Source organism: Hymenobacter chitinivorans DSM 11115 (assembly GCF_002797555.1).
GTDB classification, from domain to species: Bacteria; Bacteroidota; Bacteroidia; order Cytophagales; family Hymenobacteraceae; genus Hymenobacter; species Hymenobacter chitinivorans.
Genome location: NZ_PGFA01000001.1, coordinates 3,011,571 through 3,027,118, shown reverse-complemented (window position 1 = coordinate 3,027,118; position 15,548 = coordinate 3,011,571). Strand labels below are relative to the sequence as shown.

Here is a 15,548-nt window from a genome sequence, read left to right as displayed (position 1 = left end):
CCCTTTATATACTACTTGGTTTATGAATCATCAGTATGCGTTACGCTGCGGGGTGCTGGCTGCCCTGTTGGCCCTGGGCGGACTAGCCAGCTGCGGCCCCACCCACTACCTGACGGTGAAGCCCGTCCGCCCCGACAGCGAGTGGCCCGATGGCCGCCCGTCGATGAGCACCAACTTCGACAGCGTGGAGGTGCAGGTCTGCTATTCCCACGTGCGCGACAAAGAGCTGATGTTTGAGGTCGAAATCCGCAACGGCTCGGGCCAGGAAGTGGCCGTCAACCCCGGCACGTTCTACTACATGCCCGTCATGCTGGACCGGAAGGCCGCCAAGCGGAATGCCGTGAAAATGAATGCCAACGTGACCTACGTACCGGCTCAGGTGTACGCCGTAGACCCCGAGCACCGCATTCAGGCCCTGGATGCCAAGCTTAGCTACGAAGCCCGCAAAGCCAATGGCATCAGCTTTATAGAGTGGATGGATATTGCCTCTTCCATTACTGAGGTAGTGGCCCCACCCAAAGGCACCGAGCAGGAAAAGCAGGCCGAGGAGCAGCGGCGGGAGGAGCAGCACGTTAATAATGCCCTGATAGCAGAGAGCCAGCACATGGACCACGCCGTAAAGGCTGACCGGGCCGTGCTGGAGAAGCAATATTGGGAAACGAAAGTGCTGCGCAAGCACATCCTGAAGCCTGGGGAACTGGTGCACGGCTACGTGACCTTCCCCGTGTACGACCAAACACTGCTGCTGCGCGTGGCCATGCCCGTCGGCGAGCGTACCCTGCTCTTCGACTTCGACCAGCAACGCCAGAAGGTGCAGTACAAGCCCGCGGTGACTCCAAAGCCGGTGTTGGCGTCCCAGCCCTTGCCGCCCGCTGATGTAGTACCCATTCCGCCGGCAGGCGCTCCGGCCCGCGACTAAGCCCCAACCAAAAGCCCCGCCAGAGTTCTGGCGGGGCTTTTGGTTGGGGTTCAACGCAGGGCTACACGAAGTCGGCCAGCTCCAGCCACCGTTCCCCCTTGCTGTCGAGGTCTTTGTCGGCCTGCTTGAGCTCAGCGGCCCAGTCGGCTAGTTCCTTGTGGGAACCGGTGCCGGCGTTGAGCTTCTCAATCAGCTCCTGCTTGCGGACTTCGAGCTGCTCAATTTCCTTTTCCAGGGTTTCGTACTCCCTCTTCTCGGCGAAAGTCGCCTTGCGCTTGGGCGCCGCGGCAGTGGAAGCTGCTGCCGGAGGCGCTACCGGGGTAGCGGAAGGGGCGATACCCGCGGCGGCCTTGGCGCTCTGGGCTTTCTCGCGGGCGTATTCCTCGGCCTGGTGCTCCTTCTGCCACTCGCGGTAGTCGGTGTAGTTGCCGGGGAACTGGCGAATGTGCCCGCCGGGCTCCAGGACAAACACGTGCTCCACCAGGGCATCCATGAAGTACCGGTCGTGCGAGACGATGAGGATGCAGCCGGCAAAATTCAGCAGGAAGTCCTCCAGAATGTTGAGCGTGATGATGTCCAGATCGTTGGTCGGCTCGTCCAGAATCAGGAAGTTAGGGTTCTTGATGAGCACGCGCAGCAGCTGCAGGCGGCGCTTTTCGCCCCCGCTGAGCTTGCTGACCATGGTGTACTGCTGGGCCGGCGGAAACTGGAAGTGCTGCAAAAACTGCGAGGCCGTCACGACTTCGCCGTTGGCCATTTCCACCACTTCGGCAACTTCCTTCACGATGTCAATCACGCGCTGGGTTTCGTCGAACTCCAGCTCGGTTTGGGTGTAGTAGCCGAATACCGTCGTCTGGCCCGCATCCACGGTGCCGGAGTCGGGCTGGAGCTTGCCGGTCAGCATGTTGAGCAGCGTGGATTTGCCCGCGCCGTTGGGCCCAATCAAACCGATCCGGTCCTTTTTCTTGAAGACGTAGCTGAAGTCGTCGAGCACGACATGGTCGCCGAACTGCTTGTGCAGGTGCTCCACTTCGATGATTTTGCCACCCTGGCGGGTAGTTTTCACGCTCAGCTCCATCTGGGGGCCGCTGATTTTAGTCTTGGCCTTTTCCTGGGTTTCGTAGAAGGCGTCGATGCGGGCTTTCTGCTTGGTGCCGCGGGCCTGGGGCTGGCGGCGCATCCAGTCGAGCTCCTTGCGCAGCAGGTTGCGGGCTTTTTCGACTTCGGCCACTTCAATCTGCTCCCGCTCGGCCTTTTTCTCCACGAAGTAGGAGTAGTTGCCCTGGTAGCGGAACACCCGGCCCTGGTCCATTTCCACAATTTCGTTGGCAACCTTGTCCAGGAAGTACCGGTCGTGGGTCACCATCAGCAGCGTCAGGGAAGGGGAGGCCAGGCGGCCTTCCAGCCACTCGATGGTGTCGAGGTCCAGATGGTTGGTGGGCTCGTCGAGAATCAGCACTTCGGGCTCCTCAATCAGAACCCGGGCCAGGGCCACGCGCTTGCGCTGCCCGCCCGAAAGCATGCTCACCTTGCGCTCCAGCAGCTCGCCCAGAATACCCAGGCGGCCCAGAATCTGCTTTACCTGAGCTTCGTAGTCCCAGGCGTTGAGCGAATCCATGAGCTCCATTACCCGCTGCAAATCGTCGGGCTTGTGGTTGGGGTCGTTCACCACGTGCTCGTAGTCGCGGATGGCGGCCAGCGTGTCGTTCTGGGAGGCGAAGATGGTTTCTTCGACCGTCAGGTTCTCGTTGAAGACCGGCTGCTGGCCCAGGAAAGCCACCCGGATGCCCTTACGCACGCTCACCGAGCCAGTGTCGGGCTGCTCGAGGCCGGCCAGAATGCGCAACAGAGTGGTTTTGCCGGTACCGTTGATACCGACCAGCGCCACGCGCTGCCCTTGATTCAGACCAAAGCCCAGCTCGCGAAAGAGCCAGCGGTCCGCGTAATTTTTTGAGAGGTTTTCTCCGGAAAGCAGATTCATGCCGCAAAGGTACGGCGCCGAACGCGGGATGCCAGAGGCGGCGGCCAAATAACCGAGTAGAAGGCTATTACTATAGGACAGAACTGGCCGGGGCTACGATTCAGATAACCCGCACCCGGTCCACGTTCCGCTCGTCGCGCAGAATTTCCAGGCCCCGGTAGGCCAGGGGGCGGCCGGTATTGGTCGTCAGCTCGCCGCCGGCGCTGTGGCGGTCGGCCACATCGAGCACCAGCTGGGTGTATTTTCGCTCCCCGAGCTCAATGGCAATCGGGCGGCCGTGGCTGGAATCGAAGGCACCCAGGGCGCGGTCAATTTCTTCCAGTATTTTACTCATGGGTAGGACTATGGGCGTACGGAATTGACGTAAGATAGAATTTTGCCCTAATAATTTGTACTGCGCCGCATTTATTTCCCGGCGGCCCCACCAGCCGAAAAGGCCTTACCTTCGCCCCGTATGGCACCTTCTTCTTCTTCCGACCTCAGCAGCCGCCCCATCGGCGTGTTCGACAGCGGCATTGGCGGCCTGACCGTGGCCCGGGCCGTCAATCGGGTCTTGCCCCACGAGCAGCTCGTGTATTTCGGCGACACGGCCCACCTGCCCTACGGCGACAAATCGACGGCCGCCATTCAGGCTTACAGCATCAAAATCTGTGACTTACTGCTCAAGCAGCACTGCAAAGTCATTCTGATTGCCTGCAACTCGGCCTCGGCCGCGGCCTACGAGCTGGTGCGCGAGTACGTGGGCTCCAAGGCCCGGGTGCTCAACGTTATTGACCCCATCGTGGCCCACGTGGGCGCCACCTACGCCGAGCGCACCGTGGGGTTGATTGGCACCAAGCAAACGGTCAACTCCAACGTCTACAAAAAGAAGATTGACGACCTCGACGCGGGCGTGGAGCTACGCTCCTTGGCCACCCCACTGCTGGCCCCGATGGTGGAGGAAGGCTTCTTCAACAACACCATCAGCGAAAATATCATCAGCTCCTACCTGGCCCAGCCCGTGCTCGACGATATTGAAGCCCTAGTGCTGGCCTGCACGCACTACCCGCTGATTCAGGACCAGATCAAGGCCTATTATAAGGGTGATGTGGCCGTGCTCGACGCTTCCGACGTGGTGGCCAGCCACGTGAAGCAGTACCTGGAAGAAAACGGCTTGGCGGCCAAGGCCCAGAAAACCCCGCCCCGCCACCAGTTCTACGTCTCCGACTTCACCCGCTCGTTCGAGGAAAGCACCCGTATCTTTTTCGGGCAGGAAGTGCACCTGGAGCATTACCCGCTGTGGGAATAAGGTTTGCACCGGCCTAAGGGCGCTGCCGGGCCGCTAGAAGCTGCGTGGTAATGCGTTTAGAATGGGGGGCACTACCGAAGCTTCTGTCCACCGGGGCTTTAAGCTCCCGGCCTGGCCGGGTGAGGCGCATGGTTAAGAGAAAACGCTAAGTTTACGGCTTCCAGCTAGTGTTTATCTTATTCAGAGTCTATGCAGCCATTTCCTGCCCCGGTAGCCCTGCCGCCCTTGCAGACGTCGCGCACGTTTCAGGTCCAAAGCGACACCAGCACCCGCGTCCGCGCCCAAACCGTCAGCAATTCTATTACGACGACGCTGCGCCAAACCTATTATGGCCGAAGCCCGGCCGGTAGTACGGCCCTGCTGGTTGAGCAGCTCGGCTTTGCACAAACGGACCAGTCGCCCCTGGCCGTATTACTGGCCGACCTGAACCCGGTAAACAATCAATTGCTCTTCGAGGTCGGCACGTATGGCGACCTGCTGGCCATCCGCAACCTGGAGCAGGTGCGGGAGCAGTGGCTGGGCCTCAAGCCCCAGATCATGCATACCTATGGCAGTACGCCAGAAGGCGAGGCATTTATTCAGGGGTTCGAGCAGCAATTAGCCTCGCCTACGCTCCTGGATAGTTTTCGCAACAAAGGGGGCTACGGCATCCTGTTTCCGGGGCTGTTTAGTCCGGTTGGCCCGGCGGAGGCCGTCCGGGCGGGCTATAGTGAGCGGCTGATGGTAGGCTTTTTTGGCAGTATCGACCTGCCGTTGCGGCTGCATACAGAAGTTGTAACGAGCAATTCAGTACCCAGTGAGTATCAATTGCGCGTAACCGGGGAGCTGGATGCGGCCCGCTTCGATGAGCCCGGCCTGCAGGGCCTGGTGAAGCAGGCCATGGACATGCTCAACTTCCGGGTAACGCATTCGTTGAACTGCAAGGAAGAATACACCCTGGACGAGAATGGCTGGCTGACGGCCGCCCGGCAGGAGCTGACCTTCACAATCGAGAACTTCTACCACCAACATATTCAGCATGAGCTGAAACTCGCGTAGAATGGCAAACAACGGCGATAAGTACATCACCAGCGGCGTGTGGCTGCTCTGCGACAAAGGGCCGGCCCCGGGCTCATTGACCATACTGCCCAAAAACGTGAAGCTTTACGGCAAAGACTGGGCCGCCCAGCTGGATGCGGTGCCCTTGGTCAACATTCCCAGCTTTGGGGTTTGCCTGATGACGCGCACTCCCTGCGCCCCCCTCACGGTGATGTGGGAGAATGTGATGGACAACGTCAGCGTGCTGGGGCAAAAGCCGCTGCTCGATACCTCTACCTGCCGCTGTACGGTGGGGGGCAGTATCAAAATCTTCTTTAGTCAGCAGGCCGCCCTGGCTGCCGGGGCCGCCCAGCAGCAAGCCGCCGACAATGCCGCTGCCGAGCAGGAAGCCAAGGAGGATGCCCATTTCTGGGGCAATGTCGGAAAGGGCCTGCTGGTAGCCGCCGCCGTTGTGGGCACGGCGGCCATTATTGTGGGCACGGGCGGCGCGGCCCTGGCAGTGCTGGGCGCAGCGGCGGCTACCGGCGCGGCGGTGGGCGGTGTTGGGGGGGCCGTAGCCGGGGGCATCAGCGGGGGGGCGGAAGGAGCCGTCAGCGGCTTTTTTCAGGGAGCCGCTTTCGGGGCCCTGGGCGGTATTGCCGTAGCCAGTGGGGCGGGCGTGGTGGCCGGAGCGCTGGCCCTGGGGGCCGCCGGAGCCAGTGTAGCCAGCCTGGGCTTTTTGGGCAAAGCGTATTATCACAATCCCAGCCGCGAAAACGGCTTGGTGCTGGTGGGTGCCGGGGCCGGCATGCTGGCCGGGGGCCTCACCGCCAAGGGCATTAGCGTCGCGACCAGACCCGTGCCGGGCAAGTACTTATACCGCGAAGATAACTTCCCCTACTCCAGCCAGGGCAAAACGGCTGACCGCGTCAAATCCCACGTGGACACCGAAGGGAATCTGACCCCGGCCAACCCTAATGGCAAAGCCACGATTCAGGACCACGTCCGCGGGTCGGAGCCGCGCAAAAGTGACAGCCCCTACACGTCGACCTCCGCTGAGCGCAACACCGGCAAAGCCTACGGGGACCACGAGATACGAATAAACGCCAAGGATTTGGAGCGCGACATTCAGAGTGGCAAAGTCAAAGACGTGGAAGTCATCAAGAACGATGAGGTCGTGCGGCAGCTGGACGTCAAACGGGCGGAGGCCCAGGCTAAGTACGACCAGAACCCCACCGCGAAGAACAAATTGAGTCTCGAACGGGCGGAAGGCGACGTTGCTAATGCTACGCGCGACAAGGAAGTATTGGTGAAAGGCACAGTGCCCGCCAAGTACGTGAAAGTAACTAAGAAGAAGCCCTAATACATGGCTAAGCCAACGGAATATCCGCCCCACGTCTTCCAGGCGCTCTACACTGATGAAGCAGGGGAGGTGATAGGACTCGACGAAGTGCAGCTCCTGGACCCGGTACCGGCCGAGCGCATCCCGGCGCTGACGGCGCTGCTTGCCAGCGAAGATGTGTATCTGGCCTACCAGTGCGGACTGGTTTTGGCCGCCTGGGGCGTCGAAGCAGGTGTCAAGTATTTGGGGCAGCTAGTTGATACCCGCATCGATAAGCTGGTGGAACTAGAGCCCCACCGGCTCTGGGGCGAAGACAATGTCTACGATGTCATTGCCGAAGCCTTGGGAATCGCCGTGCTGTCAGACTATGACCCGGGCGAGATACTGCTCTTGTTGGGACGGATTCTAGAACTGTACGGGGAGTGTTACTTCGAAAGTAAGCTCAAGGCTACATTGCTTCGCAGCGAGGTATCGGCCTTGCTACCCGCCATAAAAAAAGCCCTGCAGCTAGCCCTGGAGCACAACCGTTACTATCAAGCCAGCCAGTTGCTGCCGGTTTTGGCTAAGTACGACAAAACCTATGCCCTGGCCCAGGTAGCCCAATTCGAGCAGCTGGTGGGCAAGGATGACCGTATTCGGTATAACCTGGAGGAAATGCGCGAATACAGCTAAATAGCCCATGACCTTATGCTAACTGAACCGCAGGCCGTAGCCTTGCAGCAGCAACTCCGCCAGCGGGTAGTGCCGGAAGATGCTTTTGTCGGTCCTATCCGCATTGTGGCCGGTGCCGACGTTGAGTACGACAAGCACAGTGACCTGATTGCCGGCGCCATCGTGCTGCTCGACGCCGACACCAAAACGGTGCTCGAAGTAGCTACCCACGTAATGAAGGCCCCGTTTCCCTACATTCCGGGTCTGTTTTCGTTTCGGGAGATGCCGCCACTGCTGGCCGCCTTCCGCCAGCTGCAGCACCGGCCCGACGTGCTCATCTGCGACGGGCACGGCTTGGCTCACCCGCGCCGATTTGGTCTGGCCTGCCACCTCGGCGTAGAGTTGGACCTGCCCACCATCGGCTGCGGCAAAACCCGGCTGCTGGGTCAGTACCCGGATCTGGCGCCGGAGCGGGGCGCCACGGCTCCGCTTACTGATGAAGCCACGGACGAAGTACTGGGCTTGGTAGTGCGCACCCAAACCGGTATCAACCCGGTATTTGTTTCCGTGGGGCACCGAATCAGCCTGGCCTCAGCCACGGCGCTGGTGCTGGCCATGAGCGAAGCGGTGCGTCTGCCCGAAACTACCCGGCAGGCCGATGCCCACGCCCGGCAGGCATTGCTGGCAGCGCTACAGCAGCAGTAGTGCCGGGCATAAGCTCTGGGTCGAAATCAGTGGGTCCGGTGCTGCAGTAGTGCAACCCCCAAGTCTGGCGCCGGACTTTTATTTTGCCGGCTGTGGCGGCCATTACCGGCCGAATGCCGTAACGCTCCCAAACTGCCCACCGCTATGAAAAAGAACTATTACCGCCTCGGCGACTGGCGCCGCAACGTATTGTTGGCCGCCGCCGCTACCAGCCTGGGTCTGGGCGTGCTGCCCGCCTGTTCCTCCGATTCCAACCGCAACGAAGACCAGCAGGAGTGGGGCAGTGGCAACGAGGGCAGCTACTCCGAGGGCGTCATTACCGAAATGACCGAAACCTCGCCCGGGCAGTGGAAGATTACCGCCGAGCGGCCCGCTGGCAAGGAAGAAGTAGCGGCCATCATGCGCCACTACGACGGCAAAGTGGATACCCTGCAGGGCGCGGCCTTGCAGCGGCAGATGCAGGACTACAGCCGGCAGTATCCCGAAAACCGGGTGGGCGGCACCAGTATGATGGACGTGCTTATGTGGAGCGGCATCGGCTACATGGCTGGCCGCTTCCTGACGCCCAACCCCGGCTACTACGCCAATCCCGGCCTGATTCAGGGCAACCGGGGCTGGCGGCAGCGCGTGGATGAGGAGCGCAACCGGGGCCGGGGCTTTTTCGGGCGGGGCTTCAGCAGCAGCTCGGCCGGCCGCAGCGCCTCAGGTATCCGGCCCAGCACCTCGGTGTACCGCTCGGCAGTGCGCAGCAGCAGTGGGCCGCGCTTTGGGCGCAGCAGCGGGTTTGGTAGCCGGGGCGGCTTCCGGGGCGGATTTGGCGGTTAATTTCTAACGCCTAGCTGTTATGACGACGATACAACTGTTGCCCCTGGCCGGCAATGTGGGGCCCGCCGTGCGCGCCCTGGGCTGGGAGTGGGCCGTGGAAGAAGCCTGCGAAAACTACGTGGCCCGGGAAGCCGTGCGCCTGCCCGAAGCTGAAGCGGATGCCCTGCTCAGCGCCGCCGATACACTCTACGAGCTGATGGTGCAGTCTATTCCCGACCCTGTGCCCGACCAGCTACTGCAGCTATTGGCCATTCCGCCCAACCTGTGGACCGCCGTGCGCCACTCCTGGAACGACGACCGGCACTGGCATCTCTACGGCCGCTTCGATCTGGCTAGCACGCCCCAAGGCCCCAAGCTCATTGAGTTCAACGCCGATACGGCCACGAGTATTCCCGAAACGGCCGTAGTGCAGTGGGCCAGCCTCGTTGCCGCTGGCCAAGACGACGAAGACCGGCAGGCCAACGGCTTGTTTGAGGGCCTGGAAGCGCAGCTCAAACACTGGCTGAGTTTGAACTCGGACCTGGCCGCGGCCTTGCTGCTGGTGCACTTGCCCGACAGCGCCGAGGACGAAGCCAACTGCACCGTGGTGGCCGAAGCCGCCCGGGCTGCGGGCTTCCGCCAAGTGCACGTCTGCCCCGTCGATGCCATGCAGGTGTCGGTAGTGGGCGAGGAGCGCGGGGTGTGGGCCGAGGTGGACTCCGGCGAATGGGTCCGGTTTGGCTTCGTGTTTAAGCTGGTACCCTGGGAAATTCTGGCCGACGAGGAGCCGGCGCTAACCGCCGACCTGACTCAGTTGCTCCTGAGCCGGGACGTAATAATTGCCAATCCGGCCTACGCGCTGCTGTTTCAGAGCAAAGGGCTGCTGGCCTGGCTCTGGCAGGCGTATCCGCAGCATCCGCTCTTGCTCGAAGCTGCCTTTGAAGACCTCACGGGGCACTATGTGCGCAAGCCCCTGCTGGGTCGGGAGGGCCAAAACGTGACCGAAATCGAGGGGCGTGAGCTGCAGCAGGAACAGCCCGGGGAGTTTGGCCAGCAGCCCCAGGTGCGGCAGCGTTGGGCGCAGTTGCCCCCGGACGCCCAGGGCCGACTGTATCAGGCCGGTGTGTTCTGGGCTGGAGAGGCCTGCGCCATCGGCTTTCGGCGCGAAGCCGGGGTTATAACCAATCTGTCCGAGTTTGTGCCGCACGTACTGCAATAGCCCATCCTGAACTGTCTAGTCATGACGGCTCCGTTTTCCACCCGGGTTTCGTGCCGGCTGACGACGTGAGGTTAAAGACGTTTGCATAATGGCCACGTTTTATGACTGTTTCATTAAATTATTGAATAAAAACTTTGCAGAAGAGCTTGTATTATTCTTTTAAATAATTAAGTTTATCCCGTAAAATGGCGGGCTGGAATTCCAGTAGCTACTCGTACTTATTGTTCTTGTCTCGTTTTTCAGTAAAAGCTCCTGAGCTATGGCTACCCGTGTCTCTACCCCAAAGAATACTGTTTCTACCGTCCCGGCCGTGGCTCCGGTAATGCTTATGGCCCTCTGGTGGCGCCCCTGGATGATGGGGCTGGGCTGATAGTTGCTGGTTTTGCCGACTTTAGCGACCGGGTAAGGCCACCCGCTTCCTGCTTCGGTTGCGCCTAAGAATACCAGGGAAGTGGCAACTGCGCCTGTCCCGGCCAAAAAGCTGGAAGGAGCCCTGCAGCAACTGCTCCAGGCCACTGCCAAGCAGCGCCGCTTCCGCCGTGCCGAGTTTAAGGGCCTGGTTGCAGACCAAACCATTACCGAAGTGGGGCACGATTTTGTGGTGCTTTCCACAACATTCGGACGGCGCCCGCCGGGGCCGGCAGCTTTACCGCTGTGATTCGCAGAAAGCCGGCCTGCGGTATGAGTACCTTAACCTTGGTGCAAGTAGATATATAATAGTGAGGAGCTGCCGCTACAGCCCAAGCCCAAGGTAATTTAAGAACCGGCCAGCTACGCCTTTGAAATAGCCACCCAGTGTATGCTGCCGATGCAGAGCGGCAGCGGGCAACTCGCGGTAGAAGTCGGGTTGGTCTGCGCCTCCCTGCTGGCCGGGCTGACCAGCTACCGGGCTAGGCCCCCAGGCCGACCACGACCCGGAGGATAGACGATATCAACCAGGGCAGTTGCTGGGGCCGCAAGCCGGGCCGCAGGGGCAGTCAGTTTTCGAAGTCGGTTCTCAGACCAACCGGGCGGTATTGCAGTAGGCCGGGAGCCTGAACCAGGGCAGCATCGACTAGCTCCTGCAAGGAACAGGCTGGGGCAGTGAGGCCGCCATCATGCAGGACAAAACCACTAACGCGGCGGGTAATGAACGTGGATGGGCGCAACCGCACCCGGCTTTTCCAGAATGCCCAGCATCCCGGCTGGAAATAGTTCTGCAGCTCGTTTTCTTCAGAAAATATGCCCACTACTGTACCTGCATTTTGTCAGAGAAATGGGTGAGGTATATTATTTTAATAATTTCATAGGGCTTATAAAAGATTGATTAGAAGTTGACAAGCAATTTGTGAGGGATTTAGCCCGTCCAAATTCGTTGTGAAGCTGAACTACTTGCCATAGTTCCTTGTATCAACCCAGCTTAACGAATCACCGGCTGGGTATAAGATGGCCGAAAACTCAACGGCAGTTCTCCAAAGCAATATTCTATCTAACACCTCCCGAACGAAAGGTATAATTTTGCCCACCGGTAAATGACTAGCATGTACGAAAAATGATGCAACTTTGCGCGATAAAAGAAAATATCATGTTAAATACATATTTGCCGGAATACTATAATTTAACTATAAAGTTAAATTTGAATACTCAATCTAAAATTGCCAGTTATTGCACACGAGTTCGAAGAACCATGCCTTTGGCACGAAATATGGTCGCAGAGTACGTCTTGAATAAAGTAACCGGTCCTTTTTTATCACGAAAAAATACCATCTAACCTGTGAAATTTAGTAATCTATTCACTGGTTTTACGCGTAATGACGTTGAGTTTCGACCATGGGTCTAACCTGTTCATCTTTCCTTTTTCTTCTTTCGTAACCCTTACCTGAACATACTATGAAAAACACTTACAAGAGTGCCCGGCAGTGGGTACAAAAGCCGCACTGGCGGTTTTTGCTGCTGCTCCTGCTGGCATTGCCATTTGTAGGGCATGCACAGTCCTTTAGCGTAGTTCCTGCTGACCCTGCTAACCCCCAGAACTTTGGTTCGGTAGCAGTGGGCTCCTTTTCGGCCGCTAAGTCGTACACCGTAACGGGGGCTAGCCTGACTATGCCCGTTACCGTAGCGCTAAGCGGTACCGGCTACGAAATCAGCCGCGACAATATCACCTTCAGCGGTAGTGCTTTCGACTTGGCTCCGGACGCCAGCGGAAATATCAACACGGTAGTATATGCTCGTTTCCGTCCTACTTCCGGTACCCCTGGTACAACCATCAACCGGACGCTGAGCTTCACCTCAGATGAAGCCAGCACAATTACTTTCAACCTGACGGGTACCCGTGCCGCTGGTACGCCAACTGTGACGGCTGATCCTACCTCGCGTAGCTTTGGCAATCAGGTGGTAAACTCACCTTCGGCTCCGCAGACGACGGTTGTATCGGGCACTTCGTTGACCGGCCCTATCACTGTAACGGCTCCGGCAGGTTTCCAGGTAAGCGTTGGCAGCGGTGCTTATGCTTCTTCCGTAACGCTGACGCCAGTTAGCGGCGCCGTTAGCTCCACCACGGTTAATATTCGTTTCCTGCCCACGGCTGCCCAAAGCTACGTGGACAATGTTGTGGTATCTAGCCCCGGTGCCAACACGGTAAATGTAGGTGTTTCGGGTACGGGCGTGCTGCCCACGCCCGTTCTGACGGCAACTCCCAGCACCTTAGCTGATTTTGGTCAGGTAACCGTTGGTTCTTCGAGCTCAATTATCCGCACCTTCAACGTAAGCGGTGCTGACCTGCAGGGCCCTGTGACCATCACGCCCCCCAGCGGCTTCCGTATCCGGACCGGCACGAACTTCTTCTCGACCAGCGCTCTGACGCTGACCCCAACCAACGGCACGCTGGCCACGACGGCAATTGACGTGGTGTTCAGCCCGACGGTCGTGCAGCAGTATGCCAATGACATTACGGTAACTTCAACCAACGCCACCACGCAGCTGGTGCGCGTAACGGGTGAAGGTACGCCGAGCTCGGGTATCCCGGTCGTAACCGTAAACCCCGGGGCTCTGAACTTTGGTACGGTAACCAGCAGCGGTGGCACCAGCACCCGCAGCTTCGAGGTTAGCGGTACTGATCTGACGGCCGGTATTGTTTTGTCGCCCAGCAGCCCCAACATCGAAATCCGCAACGCCTCGGCCGGTGGCAGCTTTACGAAAAGCCCGCTGACCATCAACCCGGTTAGCGGTACGGTTTCGTCGCAAATCATTGAAGTGCGCCTGGTAGCCCTCGTGGCCGCCGGTAATTTCAACGAGCGTATCGACGTGACCAGCACCGGTGCCGAACCGAAACTGGTATCTATTACGGCTGTCAACACCAGCGGTGCTATTTCGGATATCTCGGTTTCGAACCCCAATGGTAACGAATTTACCTTCGTAACCCGTCCTACTACGCAGTCGGTTTCGCAGTCATACTTGCTGGCCGGTACCAACCTGATTGATCCGCTGATCGTGCAGCCCATTGGTCCCAATGCTAGCTACTTCCAGGTTTCGGCGGACAACATCAATTTCGTGTCCCAGCTGTCCTTTACGCCCGATAACCAGGGTAACGTAACCCAGCGTCCTATTTACGTACGCTTCGTACCGGGTGTAAACGCAATTACGGTAACGGCCGACATTCGCAACTCCAGTGCTCCGGCGCCTAACTTCGACGTATCGGTAACCGGTATCAGCGAGCCTACCATCCGTTTGGACCGTGCTATCGGCACCTTCCCCGACAACATCGTGAAAGGCACCACGTCGGCTTCGACGACTGTTCGTCTCGACGGCTTCCTGCTGGCGGGTGATGTAACGGTACAGTTCCCGAATGAAAGCAACCCGCGTAACCCCACTGGTATTCCCCAGTTTGAGTTCTCGCTCGACAATGGTGTTACCTACGTCAAAAGCGCTTCTATCACCCCGGATGGTGAAGGTAACTTCACTCGTAACCTGCTGGTTCGCTTTGCGCCTACCCGCGTTGGTAACGCCGCCCAGGAATTGCTCTTCACCAATGCCAGCTTCTTCAACGGCAGCTCCTTCGCGCTGACCAGCGGCTTTGGCCGGACTTCGGGCTTCTCGATTGCCACGGAGCCTACGGTGCAGTCGACGGCTACGATCGTGCGCAACGGCACCTCGGCCACGATTACCTTTAACCTGTCGAATCCGCCCGCTGGCACTAGCTATGGTCAGAACCGCTTGGTAATTGCCAGCAGCACCTACACGAAGCTGCCCGTTAGCCTGTTCCCTCGCGACAAGCAGAACTTCAACCCCGGTACGACGGTGAACGGTGCTTACGTGTTCGGTAGCGGTACTGTCATCGAAGCTTCTTCGAACACCTACGTAGTATTCAGCGCGGCTTCGGACAACTTTACCGTGACCGGCCTGGACCCCAACTTGACCTACAACTTCTTTGCTTTCGAGTTCAACAACGACAACGTACTGAATGCAGAGAACTACCGCGTGCCGAACAACGAGCCCCAGAACCCACTGCCCGTGGAGCTGGTCTCGTTCACGGCCAAGGTGCGTGATAACAGCGTAGTGCTGAACTGGGCTACGGCCAGCGAAACCAACAACCGTGGTTTTGAGGTGCAGCGCAGCTCGGATGCCAAGACCTTCACAACGATTGACTTCAAGCAAGGTGCTGGCACAGCCACTACCCGCACGAAATACGAGGCCATCGATACCAAGCCCCTGGCCGGCGTATCGTACTACCGCTTGAAGCAGATTGATGAGGACGGCACGGCTTCTTACTCGAAGACGCTGGCTGTTACGACTAAGCTGACGGAAGTGAGTGTGTATCCCAACCCCACGCAGGGCGCTGATGTAGTAAACATAGCGCTGCCCTCCGGTACCACGGAAGGTCTGCTAGTTCGCATCACCGACCTGTCGGGTCGTCAGATTCGCCAGGCTCGCTTGAGCAGCCAGGGTGAGCTGAGCACGCAGGACCTGAAGCCTGGCACCTACATCATTGTAGTAGGCGAAGGCGAAACGAAAGTGAGCCGCAAGCTGATCAAGAACTAGGCAACTGGTTTTATCAAAACAAAAAAAGGCCTCCCGGTTTCGGGAGGCCTTTTTTTGTTGCCCAACGACGGTATTAACTATTGCTTAACAAGGACTATAGTAATTATCAATAGTATAATATCTACTTTTAAAGGTTAGATTGCTTCCTTTCCATCTTCTTCTTTATCTGCCTTTTGCATGATTAAAAACACTACTCAACCTAAACGCGAAAACTGGGTTAGGCTAGCGCTTAGGGCGGCTTTTTCATTGCTGATATTGCTCAGCCCGCTGTTAGGGCAGGGGCAGGTGCTCCTAACCGGGCCGAATGAAGTTCAGTCATTTAATACTCTCACCTCTGGGTCCTGGACCGATAATAGCACTTTACTAGGCTGGTACGCCCGCACAGACAATACAGCTGCCATTACTACATATGGAGCAAATACCGGTAGTACCAGTTCCACTGCCGGCCTGTATGCTTTCGGTGTAGCGGGCACTAACCCGCTTAGCGACCGGGCATTAGGCTACACACCCACCAATACTTTTACGGGGAGCTCAGGTATTGGTAAAGGCTATATAGGCCTGCGGTTAAAAAATACAACTGGCGCTGCAATATCCTCTTTCACCATC

Annotated in this window: 11 protein-coding genes; 9 read left to right on the top strand and 2 right to left on the bottom strand. The window is 58.5% G+C overall.

The features are described 5' to 3' along the window. Window positions 1-22 precede the first annotated feature (22 nt). The gene (locus tag CLV45_RS12710; protein ID WP_157807458.1) at window positions 23-919 is read left to right on the top strand and encodes a hypothetical protein; all 897 of its coding nucleotides are present in this window, start codon (window positions 23-25) and stop codon (window positions 917-919) included. A gap of 61 nt (window positions 920-980) precedes the next feature. On the opposite strand, the gene CLV45_RS12705 is transcribed toward CLV45_RS12710, so the two are convergent. Both CLV45_RS12705 and CLV45_RS12700 read right to left on the bottom strand, forming a co-directional pair. Continuing rightward, a complete protein-coding gene (locus CLV45_RS12705) occupies window positions 981-2,900 on the bottom strand; it encodes an ABC-F family ATP-binding cassette domain-containing protein (RefSeq protein WP_100336722.1) in 1,920 nt (639 codons plus the stop codon). 100 nt (window positions 2,901-3,000) lie between these two features. Next, on the bottom strand, window positions 3,001-3,234 hold the full coding sequence (locus CLV45_RS12700) for a hypothetical protein (RefSeq protein ID WP_100336721.1): 234 nt from the start codon (window positions 3,232-3,234) through the stop codon (window positions 3,001-3,003). A 120-nt stretch (window positions 3,235-3,354) separates the two neighbouring features. On the opposite strand from CLV45_RS12700, the gene murI reads away from it, so the two are divergent. From murI to CLV45_RS12650, 8 genes are all read left to right on the top strand, one after another. Next, on the top strand, window positions 3,355-4,188 hold the full coding sequence (gene murI, locus CLV45_RS12695; protein WP_100336720.1) for a glutamate racemase: 834 nt from the start codon (window positions 3,355-3,357) through the stop codon (window positions 4,186-4,188). A gap of 189 nt (window positions 4,189-4,377) precedes the next feature. After that, on the top strand, window positions 4,378-5,226 hold the full coding sequence (locus tag CLV45_RS12690) for a hypothetical protein (RefSeq protein ID WP_100336719.1): 849 nt from the start codon (window positions 4,378-4,380) through the stop codon (window positions 5,224-5,226). Window position 5,227: 1 nt separating this feature from the next. Next, on the top strand, window positions 5,228-6,568 hold the full coding sequence (locus tag CLV45_RS12685; protein ID WP_100336718.1) for a DUF4280 domain-containing protein: 1,341 nt from the start codon (window positions 5,228-5,230) through the stop codon (window positions 6,566-6,568). Between the two features lie 3 nt (window positions 6,569-6,571). Further along, a complete protein-coding gene (locus tag CLV45_RS12680) occupies window positions 6,572-7,219 on the top strand; it encodes a hypothetical protein (RefSeq protein ID WP_100336717.1) in 648 nt (215 codons plus the stop codon). A gap of 15 nt (window positions 7,220-7,234) precedes the next feature. Next, window positions 7,235-7,903, top strand: coding sequence for a deoxyribonuclease V (nfi, locus tag CLV45_RS12675; protein ID WP_100336716.1), 669 nt, complete (start codon window positions 7,235-7,237; stop codon window positions 7,901-7,903). A 144-nt stretch (window positions 7,904-8,047) separates the two neighbouring features. Continuing rightward, window positions 8,048-8,728 carry a hypothetical protein gene (locus CLV45_RS12670; RefSeq protein ID WP_100336715.1) on the top strand — a complete coding sequence of 227 codons (681 nt, stop codon included), beginning with the start codon at window positions 8,048-8,050 and terminating at the stop codon, window positions 8,726-8,728. A gap of 19 nt (window positions 8,729-8,747) precedes the next feature. Then, window positions 8,748-9,926, top strand: a complete 1,179-nt coding sequence (locus CLV45_RS12665; RefSeq protein WP_100336714.1) for a glutathionylspermidine synthase family protein — start codon at window positions 8,748-8,750, stop codon at window positions 9,924-9,926. Window positions 9,927-11,795: 1,869 nt separating this feature from the next. Continuing rightward, a complete protein-coding gene (locus tag CLV45_RS12650; protein ID WP_100336711.1) occupies window positions 11,796-14,942 on the top strand; it encodes a T9SS type A sorting domain-containing protein in 3,147 nt (1,048 codons plus the stop codon). Window positions 14,943-15,548 lie beyond the last annotated feature (606 nt).

What these genes read in the sequence shown, in the direction of transcription:
- CLV45_RS12710 (WP_157807458.1), top strand. Translation starts at nt 23, where the DNA reads ATGAATCATCAGTATGCGTTACGCTGCGGGGTGCTGGCTGCCCTGTTG.
- CLV45_RS12705 (WP_100336722.1), bottom strand. Translation starts at nt 2,900, where the DNA reads ATGAATCTGCTTTCCGGAGAAAACCTCTCAAAAAATTACGCGGACCGC.
- CLV45_RS12700 (WP_100336721.1), bottom strand. Translation starts at nt 3,234, where the DNA reads ATGAGTAAAATACTGGAAGAAATTGACCGCGCCCTGGGTGCCTTCGAT.
- murI (WP_100336720.1), top strand. Translation starts at nt 3,355, where the DNA reads ATGGCACCTTCTTCTTCTTCCGACCTCAGCAGCCGCCCCATCGGCGTG.
- CLV45_RS12690 (WP_100336719.1), top strand. Translation starts at nt 4,378, where the DNA reads ATGCAGCCATTTCCTGCCCCGGTAGCCCTGCCGCCCTTGCAGACGTCG.
- CLV45_RS12685 (WP_100336718.1), top strand. Translation starts at nt 5,228, where the DNA reads ATGGCAAACAACGGCGATAAGTACATCACCAGCGGCGTGTGGCTGCTC.
- CLV45_RS12680 (WP_100336717.1), top strand. Translation starts at nt 6,572, where the DNA reads ATGGCTAAGCCAACGGAATATCCGCCCCACGTCTTCCAGGCGCTCTAC.
- nfi (WP_100336716.1), top strand. Translation starts at nt 7,235, where the DNA reads ATGCTAACTGAACCGCAGGCCGTAGCCTTGCAGCAGCAACTCCGCCAG.
- CLV45_RS12670 (WP_100336715.1), top strand. Translation starts at nt 8,048, where the DNA reads ATGAAAAAGAACTATTACCGCCTCGGCGACTGGCGCCGCAACGTATTG.
- CLV45_RS12665 (WP_100336714.1), top strand. Translation starts at nt 8,748, where the DNA reads ATGACGACGATACAACTGTTGCCCCTGGCCGGCAATGTGGGGCCCGCC.
- CLV45_RS12650 (WP_100336711.1), top strand. Translation starts at nt 11,796, where the DNA reads ATGAAAAACACTTACAAGAGTGCCCGGCAGTGGGTACAAAAGCCGCAC.